This window comes from Streptomyces sp. NPDC050164 (genome assembly GCF_044459945.1).
In the GTDB taxonomy this organism is placed as follows: Bacteria; Actinomycetota; Actinomycetes; order Streptomycetales; family Streptomycetaceae; genus Streptomyces; species Streptomyces coeruleorubidus_A.
In genome coordinates, this window is record NZ_JBITJK010000010.1 from 135,794 (window position 1) to 150,463 (window position 14,670).

The following is a 14,670-nucleotide window of genomic DNA, read 5'->3' on the forward strand; positions in this document are numbered from 1 at the left end:
ATGCGTTCCCCCGTTCTTCCCCTGACCTGGCATCTCGCCCGGTCCGCAGGCCGCCGCGGCCTGCAGAGCCAGCTGCTCGCCGCCGGGGCCGCCGCCGTCGGCGCCTTCGTGCTGCTGGTGATGATCGCCGCGTGCCTCGGCTCCGGCGCCCGCGCCGACCGCACCGCCTGGCGCGTCCCGGACGCGGCACCCGCCGGGTCGGCGACCGCCGTCCAGGCCATGACCACGACCTATGTGCGCCACCGGCCCGTCACCGTCGTCAGTCTCGCCCAGCTCCCGGACCGGCGGCCCACTCCCGCACCGCCCGGCCTGAGCGCCTTCCCGAGGAAGGGCGAGGTGTACGTCTCCCCCGCCCTGGCGGGGCTGATCCGCGAACTGCCCGCGCGGCAGCTCGCCGACCGCCTCCCGAAGCCGGGGCGGTACGGCACGATCGGCGCCGCGGGGCTCGCCTCCCCCGACGAACTGGTCGCCGTCGTCGGACGCGCGCCCGGCGACCCCGCGGTCTCCAAGTCGGCCGAGAGCAACGGCTGGTACGACGAGGGCCAGACCGCCCGTGCCGGGATCACCGGCTTCGCCGGCTCCAAGCCGAGCATGTTCACGGTCGGCGACCAGCAGACGGCACTGCTCGGAGCCGTGCTGCTGGTGGTGCCCGTCGTGGTGCTGGCCGCCGCGGCCGGACGGCTCGGGGCGGCCCGGCGCGAACAGCGGCTCGCCGCACTGCGGCTGGCCGGGGCCACCCCGCGGCAGATCCTCGCCATGACCGCGGCCGAGGCGGCGGCGGTGGGTGCCGCCGGTGCCCTCTCGGGCGCGCTCGCCTATGCGGTGCTGCTGCCCGCCCTCGCCGAGATCCCCTACGGCGTCGGCGCCTGGTACACCGGCCAGTTGTGGGTCGGTCTGCCGTGGCTCGCGGCCGTGGTGCTGGGAGTCACCGTCCTGCTCACGGTCAGCGCGGTGACGATGCTGCGTCAGGTGGCGATGTCGCCCCTCGGCGTGGCCCAGCAGGCCAACCCGCGCCGCACGCGCATGGTCCGGCTCGTGCTGTTCGCCGCAGCCCTCGTCTACATCATGGCGAGCGCGGGCGGAACTATGACGAACCGCCAGATGATCGCGCTGCTGGCGCTGTTCTACGGGGCGTTCTGGCTGTTCGGCCCGTGGGTCGTGGACCGGCTGGGACGCGTCGTGGGCCGTTTCGCCCGCCGGCCGGCCACCCTGCTGGCGGCCCGCAGGCTCAGCGACGACCCGCGCGGCGCCTGGCGCACCGTCAGCGGCCTGGTCCTCGCGGGCTTCGTCGCCGGGTTCTTCTCCGTCAGCCAGCTGGGCGGCGGCTTCCCCGAGCACCCCGACCAGGTCGCGGTGATCACCGAGAACACAGCCGCCGCCCGGCACACCGCGACCGAGGCCCGTGCGCTGCTGGACCGGGCGGACGTCGAAGCGACCGTGAGCACCGTGAGCGACGACGACTTCTTGGACAGCGTGCTGCTCGGCAACCCGGGCGTGGTCGCCCGGGTCTCCGGCGGCACCGAGCGGATCGACGCCGCCGCCACCGCCCTGACGCCGCTCGGGAAAGGCCGGTTCCCGGTCTCGCAGGACTACGTGTCCGCGCCCGACGCCACCGTCCTCGACCGCATCGCCACGGTCAGCACCGCCACGCTGATCCTCAGCTTCCTCGTGGCGACGGCCTCCGCGGGACTGACCGCGGCGGCGAACGTCCTGGACCGGCGTCGCGTCTACGGACTGCTGCGGCTGTCCGGCGCCCCGCTGAAGGTGCTGGACCGGGCGCGGGTCCGTGAGACGGTCCTGCCCCTGCTCGTGCTGGCCGGCGGCACGACCGCCATGGGCGTCTTCGGCGGCTACCAGGTCAACGAGGCGGCCGGCTCCACCATGAACGGCGCCGGCGCGCTCCTGCTCGCCGTCTGCGTGAGCGTCGGCGCGCTGGCGATCCTCGCCGCGATCGGCGGCAGCAGGCCGCTGCTGCGCAGGGTGACGGCCGACCCGGCGCAGACCGCGGACTGAGGTGGCGTCCTTCAGCGCGTGGTGCCGGCCATCTCCGGGACGGGCGTGTCGAGGGCGTCCAGGCTGCGCAGGATGTCCTCCACACGCTGCTTGGCGTCGCCGAAGAGCATCTGGCTGTTCTCCCGGAAGAACAGCGGGTTCTGCACACCGGCGTACCCGGCGGCCATGGACCGCTTGAAGACGACCACGTTGGCCGCCTCCCACACGTGCAGCACCGGCATCCCGGCGATGGGGCTGGCCGGGTTGTCGGTGGCGGCCGGGTTGACGGTGTCGTTGGCGCCGATGACCAGGACGACCGAGGTGGCGGCGAAGTCGTCGTTGATCTCGTCCATTTCCAGGACGATGTCGTACGGCACGTTCGCCTCGGCGAGCAGCACGTTCATGTGCCCGGGCAGCCGGCCGGCGACGGGGTGGATGCCGAAGCGCACCTCGACGCCCCGCTCGCGCAGCTTGCGCGCCAGCTCGGCGACCGGGTACTGGGCCTGCGCGACGGCCATGCCGTAGCCCGGCGTGATGATCACCGAGGAGGCCTCGCGCAGGAGTTCCGCGGTCTCCTCCGCGCTGATCTCCCGGTGCTCCCCGTGCTCGCCGTCGTCGGCCGCTGCCGCAGGCGTCCCGAAGCCGCCCGCGATCACCGAGATGAAGGAGCGGTTCATCGCCTTGCACATGATGTACGACAGATAGGCACCGGAGGAGCCGACCAGCGCGCCGGTGACGATGAGCAGGTTGTTGGCGAGCAGGAAGCCCGAGGCGGCGGCGGCCCAGCCGGAGTAGCTGTTGAGCATGGAGACCACCACCGGCATGTCACCGCCGCCGATGGAGGCGACCAGGTGCGCGCCCAGGGCCAGGGCGATGACGGTGACCGCGATGAGCAGGCCGATGTGGGGGCGGGCCACGAACGCGACGGTGAGCGCGACGAACGCGACCAGGGCGCCCACGTTGAGGACGTGCTTGCCGGGCAGCGTGAGCGGGCGGGAGTCGATACGCGCCGAGAGCTTCAGGTACGCGACGACGGAACCCGTGAAGGTGACGGCGCCGATGAACACCCCGATGAACACCTCGGCGTGGTGGATGCCGAGCAGCGAACCGGTGAGCTCTTCACCGCCGTGGCTGCCGGCGTCGACGTCGAGGTAGCCGTTCCAGCCGACGAACGCGGCGGCGAGACCGACGAGGCTGTGCATGATGGCGATCAGCTCCGGCATGCCGGTCATCTCGACCACCCGGGCCCGCCACAGTCCGATGCCCGCTCCGACGGCGGTGGCGACGACGATCAGCACGAGTCCGGTGGCGGTGATGCTCTTCGACGCGAGACCGACGGTGGCGGCCAGGGCGACGACCATGCCCGCGATGCCCCAGACGACTCCCGAACGGGAGGTCCGGTGCTGCGAGAGCCCGGCGAGGCTGAGGATGAACAGCAGCGCGGCGACGACGTAGGCGGCTTCTGAGGCCGTGACTGTGGTCATCCGTGATCAGCCCTTCGAGAACATGCCGAGCATGCGGCGGGTGACGGCGAATCCGCCGAAGATGTTGATGCTCGCCAGCAGGATCGCGGCGAACGACAGCACGGTGACGGCGGTGTTCCCGTGCCCGATCTGGAGCAGCGCGCCGACCACGACGATCCCGGAGATGGCGTTGGTGACCGACATCAGCGGGGTGTGCAGCGCGTGGTGCACGTTGCCGATGACGTAGAAGCCGATGACGATCGCCAGCACGAACACCGTGAAGTGGCCGATGAGTTCGCTCGGTGAGAAGGCCGTCACGAGGAACAGCGCGAGCGCCCCGGCACCGACGAGGGCGTACGAGGACCACGCGGGGCGGGCGGGCTTCGCCGGCGGGGCGGAGGGCGCGGCCGGTTCCGTGCCGCCGGCGGGGGCGGGCGCGGCGGACACCTGGACCGGGGGCGGCGGCCAGGTCTTCTCGCCGTCGCGGACGACGGTCATCGACCGCTGCACCACGTCCTCGAAGTCGAGGACGAGCCGGCCGTCCTTGCCCGGGGTGAGCAGCTTCATCAGGTTGACGACGTTGGTGCCGTACAGCTGCGAGGCCTGGGCCGGGAGCCTGCCGGGCAGGTCGGTGTAGCCGATGATCGTCACGTCGTTGTCGGTGACGACCGCCTTCCCGGCGACCGTGCCCTCGACGTTGCCGCCCTGGGCCGCGGCCATGTCGACGATCACGCTGCCGGGCTTCATCCGCGCCACGTCCTCGGCGGTGATCAGCCTCGGCGCCGGGCGGCCCGGGATGAGCGCGGTGGTGATGATGATGTCGACGTCGGCGGCCTGCTCGGCGTACAGCTGCGCGGCGAGCCGGTCGTAGTCCTGCGAGGTGGCCTTGGCGTAGCCGTCGGTGCTCACCTCCTGCTCGACGCCCACCGTCAGGAACTCCCCGCCCAGCGAGCGCACCTGCTCGGCGACCTCGGGCCGGGGATCGGTGGCGCGGACCACGGCACCGAGGCTGCGGGCGGCGCCGATCGCGGCGAGTCCGGCCACACCGGCACCGGCCACCAGCACCTTGGCGGGCGGCACCTTGCCGGCGGCGGTCACCTGGCCGGTGAAGAAACGGCCGAAGGCGTGCGCGGCCTCGACCACGGCCCGGTATCCGGCGATGTTCGCCATGGAGCTGAGGACGTCCAGGGACTGGGCGCGCGAGATACGCGGCACGGCGTCCATGGCGAGGACGGTGATCGGCCGCCGCGTGAGCTCGTCGACCAGCTCCGGGTGCAGCGCGGGGCCGATGAGCGCGATCAGCGTCGCCCCGTCCCGCAGCCGGCCGATCTCCTCGCTCGACGGACCGTTCACCTTGAGCACGATCTCCGCCTGCCACGGATCGCCGAACCGGGCGCCTGCCTCCTCGTAGGCCGCGTCGGAGAAGCGGGACGAGGCTCCCGCCCCCGGTTCGATCACCACCTCGTAGCCGAGCGCGGCAAGTCTCCCCACGGTGGCCGGCGTCGCCGCCACCCTGGTCTCGCCCGCGGTGGACTCGGCGGGTATGCCGATCCGCTGGGGTTCCGGTTCCGCTTCGACCATCGTCTGCCTCTCCGTCGTTCGACTGCCTGTTCTCCTTCGTGCCCGCATCCTGCACCTTCGACGCCGCATCGGCGGCGGGCCGTGGTCACATGGCCGAGGAGGTCGTCCTCACACCGCCGAAGGGTTGTCCTGGGACGCTTTCGGGAGTATCACTGCGACGCCCGGGACGGGAGGAGGTCTTCTGATGCGTCACGCGGGCGGCCGGGCGGTGCCGCGCAGACCTGGCTGATCGTGTTCCGCGCCACCCGGAGGCTCGGCGCGGCACTGCTCTTCCCCGCGGCACTCGCCGTGGTGGTCGCGGTCTTCCCGGTCGAGCGACGCCGACGCTCCCTCGCCCTGCTATTGGGCGTCTCCGGCGCCCTGACCGCCCTCGGCCCGCTGCTGGGCGGCCGGCTCACCGCCTGGACCCGGCGGGCCGTGTTCTGGGTCAACGTGCCCGTGGCGGGCCGCCGGGCGGTCACGACCGCGGCGGCAAAGGAGCCGGTTACGCAGGCGCACTGACGGCCACGCCGCGACCGTAAGGCGACCGTGCGGCGCACTCGTCAGGTGAACAGGTCGGTCGTGCGCTTCTGGATCTCCTCCTGGGTCAGCTCCTCGATCGCCTGCGAGATCATCCAGAGATGCCCGAACGGGTCGGCGAGACGGCCGCCGCGCTGTCCGTAGTGCTGGTCGGCGACCGGATACACCACGCTCGCCCCGCCCCGCAGCATGGCCTCGGCCACGGTGTCGGCGTCGGACACGTCCAGGGCCATGATCACCGGGCTGCCGCCGAGCGACGGCGGCGCCGGGTCGCTCTCGTCGGCGTCCTTGACCGCGATCACCGCGTCGCCGAGCCGCAGCATGGCGTGCACGATCTTCCCGTCGGGGTCGGTGTACCGCTCGATCTCCTCGGCGCCGAACGCGGCCCGGTAGAAGTCGATCGCCCGGGGCCCGTCGGAGACCACGAGCCGAGCGTAGAGCCGGGTGAGGGAGGGCTTGTCGCTTGTGTTCGTCATGCCTTCACGATCGCCGGTCCGGGCGGCCGTGGATTGTAGAAAACGGTCGGCCGGGCGGGCCCCGTCACCCGCCGAGCGGAACGTGGTTGCGTTCCAGGGGCGAGCGCGGCGCGTACGCGGTCGGGGTGATCCCGGCGAGCGCGCGGAACTCGTGAATCAGATGCGCCTGGTCGTGGTAGCCGCACTCCGCGGCGAGGACCGCCCAGTCCGGCTTCCCGGACCCGGCGTTCACACGGCTCAGCAGCCGCTGGAAGCGCCGTACCCGCGCATACCGTTTCGGCGGGAGTCCCAGCTGTTCGGTGCACCTGCGAGCCAGCCGCCCGGAGGTCCAGCCGAGCCGGTCGGCGACCTCGCCCACGGGCGTTCCGCTATCGAGCAGCACCACGGCGAGACGGACCGCCGGGTCGGGCTCCAGGGGACGTTCCGCCCGCCGCAGCAGGGCCGTCTCCAGCTCCCGCAGGCAGGCCCGCGGGCCACCGGCGGACATGGCCTCCAGCAGCCGCTCGCGCAGCACCGCGCCGTCCGTGCCCCACAGCTCGTCGAGCCCGGCGAGCCGATCGCGGACCGCGCTGACGGGGACGGTGAGGAACGGATACGCCCCCGCAGGACGGAACGCCACCCACACGACGGCGCGCTGCTGCGCCGGGTCGATGACGGCCGGCTCCGTGTACGGCCCCTGCAGAGCCGCACCCCGGGTCCGCCGGTCCGACGAACCCAGGGCGTCCCCGTCGAGGTTCACCAGCAGTTGCGCCCCGCCCGTCGGCAGGGACAGCTCGGCGGAGTGCGTGAACCGTCCCTCGACATAGCCGAGCGCGCCGATCAGCGGCGCGAGCGCCGGCGCCGACGGCCGGACCGTGAGCGAGACGGGACTCTCCTGCGCCGTGCGAGCCATATGTCCAGCCTAGGAGCTCCGCTACACCGTCAGCCACACCGCCTGGTCGGGCCCCAGCACGCCGTCTTCAAGCGGGCCGCCGGCCAGGAGGAGCTCGGAGTGTGCGGGCAGTTCGTAGGGCTCGGCGGAGAGATTGACGACGCACACGAAGCCGGGCTCGCGGCTGAAGGCCAGCACCCCCTCCGGGGCGTCCAGCCATGTCATGGTGCCGACGCCGAGGGCGGGGTGGTCGCGGCGGATGCGCAGGGCCGTGCGGTAAAGCTCCAGCATCGAGTTCGCGTCACCGGTCTGGGCCTCGACGCTCAGTCCGGCCCAGTCGGAAGGCTGCGGCAGCCAGGGCTCGGCCGTGGCGTCGTCGGAGCTGAAGCCGTAGGGGGCCGCCTGGCCCGACCAGGGGATCGGGACGCGGCAGCCGTCACGCCCTCGATCGGTGTGCCCGGAACGCTCCCAGATCGGGTCCTGGAGGGCGGATTCGGGCAGGTCCTCGACTTCGGGGAGGCCGAGTTCCTCGCCCTGGTAGACGTAGGCGCCGCCGGGCAGGGCGAGCATCAGCAGGGCGGCGGCCCGGGCACGCCGGGCGCCCAGGTCGAGGTCCAGGGTGCCGCCGGGTTCGTACCGTGCGTTGGCCATCCAGCTCCGCGCGGCGGTACGGCCGTAGCGGCTGGGGTGGCGCATGACGTCGTGGTTGGACAGGACCCAGGTGGCGGGTGCGCCGACCGCGCCGAGCATGGTGAGGGAGTCGTCGATGACCGCGCGCAGGTCCTTGGCGTCCCAACCACACATGAGGAAGTCGAAGTTGAACGCCGTGTGCAGTCCGTCCCGGCGGACGTACGCCGCCAGCCGCTCCGGTGTGTCCGCCCAGGCCTCGGCGACGAAGCAGCGGTCGCCGGGGAACTCGTCGGCGACCTTGCGCCAGGCGCGGTATATCTCGTGCACTTCGTCGCGGTCCCAGTGCGGGTGGTCGAGGTGCTGCCGGATCTCGTCCCGGCGGGTGAGCGGGCCCGTCACCGCAGGTTCGGCGCGGGGCGGCAGGTCGGGCAGCTCCGGGTGTTTGATCAGGCCGTGGGCGACGTCGATGCGGAAGCCGTCGACGCCCCGGCTGAACCAGAACCGCAGGATCGACTCGAACTCGGCCCGCACCTCGGGATGCTGCCAGTTGAGGTCGGGCTGCTCGGGTGCGAACAGGTGCAGGTACCAGTCGCCGTCGGGCAGCCGGGTCCAGGCCGGGCCGCCGAAGCAGGAGACCCAGTCGTTCGGGGGCTCGGTGCCGTCGGGGCCGCGGCCGGGGCGGAAGACGTAGCGCTCGCGTTCGGGGCTGCCCGGCCCGGCCGCCAGTGCCGCCTGGAACCAGGCGTGCTGGTCGGAGGTGTGGTTGGGCACGATGTCGGGGATGACGCGGATGCCGTGCTGGTGGGCTTCGGTGATGAGCCGCTCGGCGTCGGCCAGGGTGCCGAAGCGCGGGTCGATGGCGCGGAAGTCGGCGACGTCGTAACCGTGGTCGGCCATGGGCGACTTGTACCAGGGGTTGATCCAGATGGCGTCCACGCCGAGGGACTTCAGATAGGGCAGTCGGGAGCGGATGCCGGCGATGTCGCCGACGCCGTCGCCGTTTTGGTCGGCGAAGCTGCGGATGTAGACCTGGTAGATGACGGCACTGCGCCACCAGGGTGCGGTGAAAGACACCTGCTGTGACTCCTTATGCGGGGGGCGTGTCTACTTCGCGGCGCCGGCGGTGAGCCCGGCGACGATACGGCGCTGGAAGACCAGCACCATGACCACCAGCGGAATGGTCACCACGACCCCCGCCGCCATCTGGCTGCCGAACGGCGTCTGGTACGTCGTCGCTCCCGAGAACTTGGAGATGGCGACGGTCGCGGTCTGCATGTTGGGTTTGTTGGTCATCGACAGGGCGATGAGGAACTCGTTCCAGGCGGCGATGAAGGTGATGATCGCGGTGGTGAAGATGCCCGGCGCGGCGAGCGGGACGATGACTTTGCGGAAGGCCTGGCCGCGGGTGCAGCCGTCGACCATGGCGGCGTGTTCCAGCTCGTCCGGCATCTGCCGGAAGAACGTGGTCAGGTTCCACACCGCCAGCGGCAGCGTGAAGGACATACTGGGCACGATCATGGACTGGTAGGTGTTGATCCAGCCGATGTCGGTGAACAGCTTCAGCAGCGGGACGACGATCGAGACCACCGGGAACATCGAGGTGGCGATGATCAGCGTGAGGATCAGGCGCTTGAAACGGAACTCCAGCCGGGCCATCGCGTACGCGGTGAACGTGGCCAGCAGCAGCGACATCGCGGTCGTGATGCCGGCGACGATCAGGCTGTTGAGCAGCGCCCTGGTGAAGCCCTGGCCCGGGCTGAACACCGACCGGTAGTTCTCGAACGACACCGTGGAGGGGAACAGGGAGGTGCTGAAGATGTCGCCGGTGCTGCGGAGGCTTGAGACCAGCATCCAGTAGAAGGGGGCCAGGCAGTAGGCCACCACCACGGCGATGCCCAGATGGGGCAGCCACTGCCGCCACTTGGCCGTGAGGGTCATGCCGTCACCTCCCGGACGCGGCGGCGCGGCACCCTGACCGCGTGGCTCTTGTGCTTCTTCGTCCCGCCGACGCCCCCGATGAGGTCGGCGCCGAGCAGCCGGACGAAGGCGAGCGCGATGAGGAAGACGTAGAGGAAGAGGAGGACCGCGTACGCGGAGGCCGGTCCGAAGCGGACGTTGGACGCCTCGTTCTGCGCGAGCATCGACAGCGTCTCGACGGAGCCCTTCTGGGCGCCGATGAGGATGTAGGGCAGGTCGAACATCCGCAGCGCGTCCAGGCAGCGGAACAGCACCGCCACCAGCAGCGCGGGCTTCACCAGCGGCAGGGTGATGCGCCAGAACTGCTGGAGGGCGCTCGCTCCGTCGAGCCGGGCCGCCTCGTAGACCTCCTTCGGGATCACCTGGAGGCCGGCCAGGACGAGCAGGCCGATGAAGGGGGCGGTCTTCCACACGTCGGCGATGACGACCGCGATCTTGGCGGAGAAGCCGTCGGCGGTCCACAGGACCTGGCGGCCGAGGAGGACGTTGGCGATCCCGTCGGCGTTGAAGATCCACTTCCAGAGCAGTCCGGAGATGGCCGTGGGGATCGCCCAGGGCACCAGGATGCTGGCCCGCACCACGGCCCGGCCCCGGAAGGCCCGGTGCATGATGAGTGCCATGGCCACGCCGATCACGGTCTCCAGCGACACCGTGACGACGGTGAAGAAGGTGGTGTTCCAGAAGGCGTTCCAGAAGCGGTCGCCGGCCTGGGTGAAGATGTCGGTGTAGTTCTTCAGCCCGACGAACGGCTCGGTGGCGCTGATGAATCCGGTCTTCGGGTCCAGCCCCTTCGGCCCGTACAGGGACTCGTCGAGGGCCATGAGCGTCGGGTAGAGCACGACGATCGTCAGCACCAGGAGCGTCGGGGAGACGAGCAGCGCGGCCAGGCGGCCGGTGCCCGCGGTGGCCCGGGAGCGTGGACGACGCCGGGGGCGCTGGGGTGCCGGGGGCCGCCCGGGGCGGCGGGGGGCCGCCGTCCCGGGCTGGTGCGGGGCGGTGTCGGGCGGGATCGCGGTGTCGGCCATGACCCGCGGCCTCACTGTGCCGTCAGCTTCTGAAGGTCCCCCTGGAGGTCCTTCAGCGCCTGTGCGCTGCTCTTCTTTCCGGTGAGCGCGGCGTAGACCTCGTTCTGGATCGCGGCGGTCACGTCGCCGTACTGCACGACGCGCGGGCGCGGCACGGCCTTCGTGATCGACTGCTTGAGGTCGGGCAGGTACGGATACTGCTTGTCCAGGGACGCGTTGTCGTAGAGGTCGGCGTAGGGCGGGGCGAGGGAGGCGTTCTTGAGGAAGTAGGTCGCGCTCTCCTCGCTGGTGAAGAACTTCATGAAGTCCAGCGCCGTGGCCTTGTTCTTGGCGAAGGACGACAGGGCCAGGTTGGAGCCGCCGAGGCTGGAGGCGCCGGGGCCGTTCAAGCCGGGCAGGGGTGCGACGGCGAACTTGCCCTTGATGGCGCTCTTCTGGGCGAGGGAGTACACGTAGGGCCAGTTGTTCAGGAAGATCAGCTTGCCTGCCTGGAACGCCTGGCGGCCGTCCTCCTCCTGGTAGGTGATGGCCTCCTTGGGGATGGTCTTGTCCTTGAAGGAGTGGACGAGGAAGTCCAGGCCCTTCTTCGCCTGCGGGGTGTCGACGTCCGGCTTGCCGCTGGCGTCGACGATCTGGCCGCCGGCGGAGTTCACGGCCTCGGCGAAGTTCACCGTCAGGCCCTCGTACTTCTGGAACTGCCCGGCGTAACAGGACATGTTCTTCGCCTCGGGCAGCTTCTTCACCTTGGCGCAGGCGGCGGTCATCTGGGCCCAGGTGCTGGGGGGTTGGGTGACGCCCGCCTTCTTCAGCAGGTCGGTGCGATAGAACAGCAGGCCGCCGTTGGAGCTGCCGGGGACGGCGTAGAGCTTGCCGCGGTACTTGCCCGTCTCCACCACCGGCTGGAGCATCTTGCCGAGCGGGAACTGGTTCGCGGGCAGCGGCTCGATCCACTGGTGGGCGGCGAACTCCGACGTCCACACGACGTCGGTGGCGAGCACCGTGTAGGCGTCGGACTTCGTCTCCGCGTTCTGGATCATCTGCTGGCGCTGCGAGTCGGCGTCCGTCGGCAGCTGGATGAAGGTGACCTTCTCCTTGGGGTGTGCCTTGTTCCAGCGGTTGATGATCGTCTGGACGGTGCCGGTGGTGTCCTTGCCGGCGACGTACGAAATGGGGCCGCGGCCCTTGAACGACACCGGCGCGGCCGGCTCGGACTGTCCGGAGCCGCTGCCGCCTGACGAGCCGCAGGCGGTGAGGAGGAGTCCGGCGGCGGCGAGCGCTGCGGAACACTGAATCGCTCTGGCGGTGCTGGTCTTCACTGTCTCTCCTGGTCGTGATGTACCGAAGTCGTGCCTGTTCCCCCGAAATGGCTTTGGTCATGAGATTGCGTTGCCACGGCATTCCGTTGATAAAAAATGCAGGTCACGGCGGATAAGAGGCGTCCACCCGGGGCGACTTCGAACCTGTCGAGACAACGTTTGCACGCTAGGAGCGCTCCGCCGGGAAGTCAATGCGTCGCACCTGGTAAGAAGGCAAGAAGTTGGTGAGACAGCGCTGTCACCAAGCGCCGGGCACGGCGGTGTTCCTGTGCTAGCGTCCGGCGCATGCCACCAGGTCAGCGGCACCCCACGATGGCTGACGTCGCCGAACGGGCCGGGGTCTCCACCTCCACGGTCTCGCGCACCCTGCGCGGCCTGTCCACCGTCTCGCCGGAGATCCGCGCCCGCGTCGAACGGGCCGCCCGGGAGCTGAACTTCGCGGTCTCGCGCCACGCCGCCAGCCTCGTGACGGGCAGGACGTGCAACGTCGCGGTGCTGGTGCCCACGCTCAGTTCGTGGTTCGTGGGCGCGGCCCTGTCGGGTCTCGCCCTCGTCCTGCGGGCGGCCGGCATGGAACTGACGGTCTATGTGATCCCCGGCATGGCCGAGCGCACGGCGTTCTTCGAGCATCTCCCCGCGCGGCGCAACGCGGACGCGTTGCTGGTGTTCTCCTTCGACCTCACCGAGGAGGAGACCGCCCGGCTGGACAGCCTCGGCATGCCGGTCGTGTACGTCAGCCAGCACGTCGACGGGCGCCCGAGCGTCTACGTCGACGACGTGGCCGGCGCCCTGCGCGGCACCCGGCATCTGCTCAACCTCGGCCACCGCCGGATCGCCTACGTGCGGACGGTGGGCACCGGCGGATTCTCCTTCAGCTCGCAGGAGCGGCTGGTCGGTTACCGGCAGGCGCTGACCGAGGCGGGCCTGCCCCTGGACGACGATCTCGTGGTCGCCACCCCGGCGGGCGACAAGCGGGGCGCCGCCGAGGCGGTCGGCAGGCTGCTGGGACTGCGGGAGCCGCCCACCGCGGTCTTCGCCGAGCAGGACGAGGTGGCCGTCGCCGTGATCTGGACGCTGCGCGCGACGCGCGTCGAGGTGCCCGGGCAGGTGTCCGTCGTCGGCTTCGACGACCAGCCGGTGGCCCAGTGGTTCGATCTGACCACCGTGGCGCAGTCGCCCTCGGCCATCGGCCGGGAGGCCGGCGCGCTCGCGCTGTCGCTCGTCAACGACCCCGGCGGGGACCGCGCACGGCACGTCGTGCTGCCCACCCATGTGATCCCCCGGACCACCACCGCCCCGCCTCCCGCCCCACGGAGCGCACCCGAGGAGCTGCCTCAACTGCCTTTGCGCTGACGGAAATCGCCGTGTACCCCCGGACACCCGGAACCTAGACTCGGCCGAAAACGAGGGGGCGGTTGCGTATGACCACCGGACAGAACACCGTCGGAGACGTCTTCAGCGCGGGAGCGGAGGAGTTCCACAGCTGGTCCCGGGTGCTGTGGGACCCGGTCGGCGAGGAGACGGCGGACGTGGCCGCCCTGGCCGGCGGCGAGTCGGTGCTGGACGCCTGCTGCGGGGCCGGGGCGTCGGCGCTGCCGGCCGCGCGGGCCGTGGGGGCGGCGGGCCGGGTGGACGCCGTGGATCTCGCGGACGGACTGCTGGCGATCGGGGAGCGCCGGGCGCGCGAGGAGGGCCTGGCGAACATCCGCTTCCACCACCACGAGGTCACCTCGTGGCCCGTGCCCGGCCCGGGCTACGACGTGGTGCAGTGCGGACTCGGGGTGTTCTTCTTCCCGGACATGGACCGGGACTCAGCCGCGCTCACGCGGATGCTGCGCCCCGGGGGCCGGTTCGTCGTGACGGTCTGGGAGAAGGGCGCACTCGGCGGCTGGCAGGCGGCGCTGCGGGGCGCGGTTCTGACGGAGCGCGACCTGCCCCGCCCGCCGCAGATGGAGCAGCTGGCCCGGATCGACACCGCCGACACCCTCGCGGCCTGGCTGACGGACCTGGGCGGGAGCGAACCCCGGGTCGTCCAGCGGCGGTTCGACGCCCCGCTGTCCCCGCAGACGGGCTGGGAGCTGGCCACCGGCAGCGGGGCGCGCCGGATGCTGGACGGGCTGTCACCGGCCGCCGTCGAGCGGGTTCGGGCCGAGTTCACCGCCCGGCTCACCGCGGACTCGGTCACCGACCTCGACGTACGCGTCCTGACGGGCACGGCCCTCTTCCCCGGCTGACCGGCCGGACGGACGGGGCGGCGGGCAGGACGCCGTGACCGGCCCGCGCCCGCAGGGGCCGCAGACGCCGCTCAGTTCGAGGGTGTGCTCCAGCTCCGTGAAGCCCGTGGTCTCGGCGAGCCGGGCGGCCCACTCCTCGACGGCCTCCGCGTCCACGGGCCGACTGCGGCCGCAGCGGCGGCAGATGAGGTAGTGGCGGTGCTCGCCGGCCGGCCGCCCGAGGTAGAGCCGCTCGCCGCCCTCGTCGCGTACGACGTCGACCAACCCGGCACGGTCCAGTTCGCGCAGGGTGCGGTAGACGGTGGTGAGCCCGACGGTGCTGCCGGAGTCGGCCAGTAACGCGTGCAGTTCCTGTGCGGAGACGAACTCGCGGCAGCGGCCCAGGGTGTCGAGCACGGCCCGGCGCTGCCAGGTACTGCGCAGCCCCGGCGTGTGGATGCGCTCCACGGCCGGGCTCCCCTCCACTTCGCCCACCACTGGACTCCTCGCTCGACCGGCGCGTTCGTCGGCACACCATGCTAGATGAACATGGTTTTCACGTCGATGAGCGACCCGCCCGCCGCGTGCCGCGCCTGCACACACCGTT

General features: G+C 71.4%; 12 protein-coding genes and 1 pseudogene. 4 read left to right on the plus strand and 9 right to left on the minus strand.

Going from position 1 to position 14,670, the window contains the following annotated elements:
- Positions 1–2,013, plus strand: coding sequence for an FtsX-like permease family protein (locus ACIBNA_RS17065; RefSeq protein WP_399165999.1), 2,013 nt, complete (start codon positions 1–3; stop codon positions 2,011–2,013).
- Positions 2,014–2,024: 11 nt separating this feature from the next.
- Here ACIBNA_RS17065 and pntB read toward each other — a convergent pair whose 3' ends face one another.
- Together pntB and ACIBNA_RS17075 are read right to left on the minus strand one after the other, a co-directional pair.
- Positions 2,025–3,476, minus strand: coding sequence for a Re/Si-specific NAD(P)(+) transhydrogenase subunit beta (gene pntB / locus ACIBNA_RS17070; protein ID WP_399166000.1), 1,452 nt, complete (start codon positions 3,474–3,476; stop codon positions 2,025–2,027).
- Between the two features lie 6 nt (positions 3,477–3,482).
- Positions 3,483–5,036 (minus strand): Re/Si-specific NAD(P)(+) transhydrogenase subunit alpha, encoded by a 1,554-nt coding sequence (locus tag ACIBNA_RS17075; RefSeq protein WP_399166001.1) that lies wholly within the window; start codon positions 5,034–5,036, stop codon positions 3,483–3,485.
- A gap of 204 nt (positions 5,037–5,240) precedes the next feature.
- Here ACIBNA_RS17075 and ACIBNA_RS17080 point away from each other — a divergent pair.
- A pseudogene (locus tag ACIBNA_RS17080) lies at positions 5,241–5,519 on the plus strand (MFS transporter); the annotation flags it as partial.
- Between the two features lie 59 nt (positions 5,520–5,578).
- Here the strand turns inward: ACIBNA_RS17080 and ACIBNA_RS17085 are convergent.
- The 6 genes from ACIBNA_RS17085 to ACIBNA_RS17110 form a co-directional block, all read right to left on the minus strand.
- Positions 5,579–6,031 (minus strand): VOC family protein, encoded by a 453-nt coding sequence (locus ACIBNA_RS17085; RefSeq protein ID WP_399166002.1) that lies wholly within the window; start codon positions 6,029–6,031, stop codon positions 5,579–5,581.
- A 64-nt stretch (positions 6,032–6,095) separates the two neighbouring features.
- The gene (locus tag ACIBNA_RS17090; protein WP_399166003.1) at positions 6,096–6,923 is read right to left on the minus strand and encodes a helix-turn-helix domain-containing protein; all 828 of its coding nucleotides are present in this window, start codon (positions 6,921–6,923) and stop codon (positions 6,096–6,098) included.
- Positions 6,924–6,944: 21 nt separating this feature from the next.
- Complete coding sequence (locus ACIBNA_RS17095; protein WP_399166004.1) at positions 6,945–8,606, minus strand: glycoside hydrolase family 13 protein; 1,662 nt, start codon at positions 8,604–8,606, stop codon at positions 6,945–6,947.
- 30 nt (positions 8,607–8,636) lie between these two features.
- Positions 8,637–9,470 carry a carbohydrate ABC transporter permease gene (locus ACIBNA_RS17100; protein ID WP_399166005.1) on the minus strand — a complete coding sequence of 278 codons (834 nt, stop codon included), beginning with the start codon at positions 9,468–9,470 and terminating at the stop codon, positions 8,637–8,639.
- Positions 9,467–10,534, minus strand: coding sequence for a carbohydrate ABC transporter permease (locus tag ACIBNA_RS17105; RefSeq protein WP_399166006.1), 1,068 nt, complete (start codon positions 10,532–10,534; stop codon positions 9,467–9,469). Before ACIBNA_RS17105 ends, ACIBNA_RS17100 begins: the two co-directional genes overlap by 4 nt.
- An 11-nt stretch (positions 10,535–10,545) precedes the next feature.
- Complete coding sequence (locus ACIBNA_RS17110) at positions 10,546–11,850, minus strand: ABC transporter substrate-binding protein (RefSeq protein WP_399166007.1); 1,305 nt, start codon at positions 11,848–11,850, stop codon at positions 10,546–10,548.
- A 312-nt stretch (positions 11,851–12,162) separates the two neighbouring features.
- On the opposite strand from ACIBNA_RS17110, the gene ACIBNA_RS17115 reads away from it, so the two are divergent.
- Together ACIBNA_RS17115 and ACIBNA_RS17120 are read left to right on the plus strand one after the other, a co-directional pair.
- Positions 12,163–13,203, plus strand: a complete 1,041-nt coding sequence (locus tag ACIBNA_RS17115) for a LacI family DNA-binding transcriptional regulator (RefSeq protein WP_399166062.1) — start codon at positions 12,163–12,165, stop codon at positions 13,201–13,203.
- A 68-nt stretch (positions 13,204–13,271) separates the two neighbouring features.
- A complete protein-coding gene (locus ACIBNA_RS17120) occupies positions 13,272–14,084 on the plus strand; it encodes a class I SAM-dependent methyltransferase (RefSeq protein ID WP_399166008.1) in 813 nt (270 codons plus the stop codon).
- Here the strand turns inward: ACIBNA_RS17120 and ACIBNA_RS17125 are convergent.
- Positions 13,971–14,558 carry a Fur family transcriptional regulator gene (locus tag ACIBNA_RS17125; protein WP_399166009.1) on the minus strand — a complete coding sequence of 196 codons (588 nt, stop codon included), beginning with the start codon at positions 14,556–14,558 and terminating at the stop codon, positions 13,971–13,973. The two genes, ACIBNA_RS17120 and ACIBNA_RS17125, sit on opposite strands and share 114 nt — an antisense overlap.
- Positions 14,559–14,670: the final 112 nt, after the last annotated feature.

What these genes read in the sequence shown, in the direction of transcription:
- ACIBNA_RS17065 (WP_399165999.1), top strand. Translation starts at nt 1, where the DNA reads ATGCGTTCCCCCGTTCTTCCCCTGACCTGGCATCTCGCCCGGTCCGCA.
- ACIBNA_RS17090 (WP_399166003.1), bottom strand. Translation starts at nt 6,923, where the DNA reads ATGGCTCGCACGGCGCAGGAGAGTCCCGTCTCGCTCACGGTCCGGCCG.
- ACIBNA_RS17120 (WP_399166008.1), top strand. Translation starts at nt 13,272, where the DNA reads ATGACCACCGGACAGAACACCGTCGGAGACGTCTTCAGCGCGGGAGCG.
- ACIBNA_RS17100 (WP_399166005.1), bottom strand. Translation starts at nt 9,470, where the DNA reads ATGACCCTCACGGCCAAGTGGCGGCAGTGGCTGCCCCATCTGGGCATC.
- ACIBNA_RS17105 (WP_399166006.1), bottom strand. Translation starts at nt 10,534, where the DNA reads ATGGCCGACACCGCGATCCCGCCCGACACCGCCCCGCACCAGCCCGGG.
- pntB (WP_399166000.1), bottom strand. Translation starts at nt 3,476, where the DNA reads ATGACCACAGTCACGGCCTCAGAAGCCGCCTACGTCGTCGCCGCGCTG.
- ACIBNA_RS17085 (WP_399166002.1), bottom strand. Translation starts at nt 6,031, where the DNA reads ATGACGAACACAAGCGACAAGCCCTCCCTCACCCGGCTCTACGCTCGG.
- ACIBNA_RS17115 (WP_399166062.1), top strand. Translation starts at nt 12,163, where the DNA reads ATGGCTGACGTCGCCGAACGGGCCGGGGTCTCCACCTCCACGGTCTCG.
- ACIBNA_RS17075 (WP_399166001.1), bottom strand. Translation starts at nt 5,036, where the DNA reads ATGGTCGAAGCGGAACCGGAACCCCAGCGGATCGGCATACCCGCCGAG.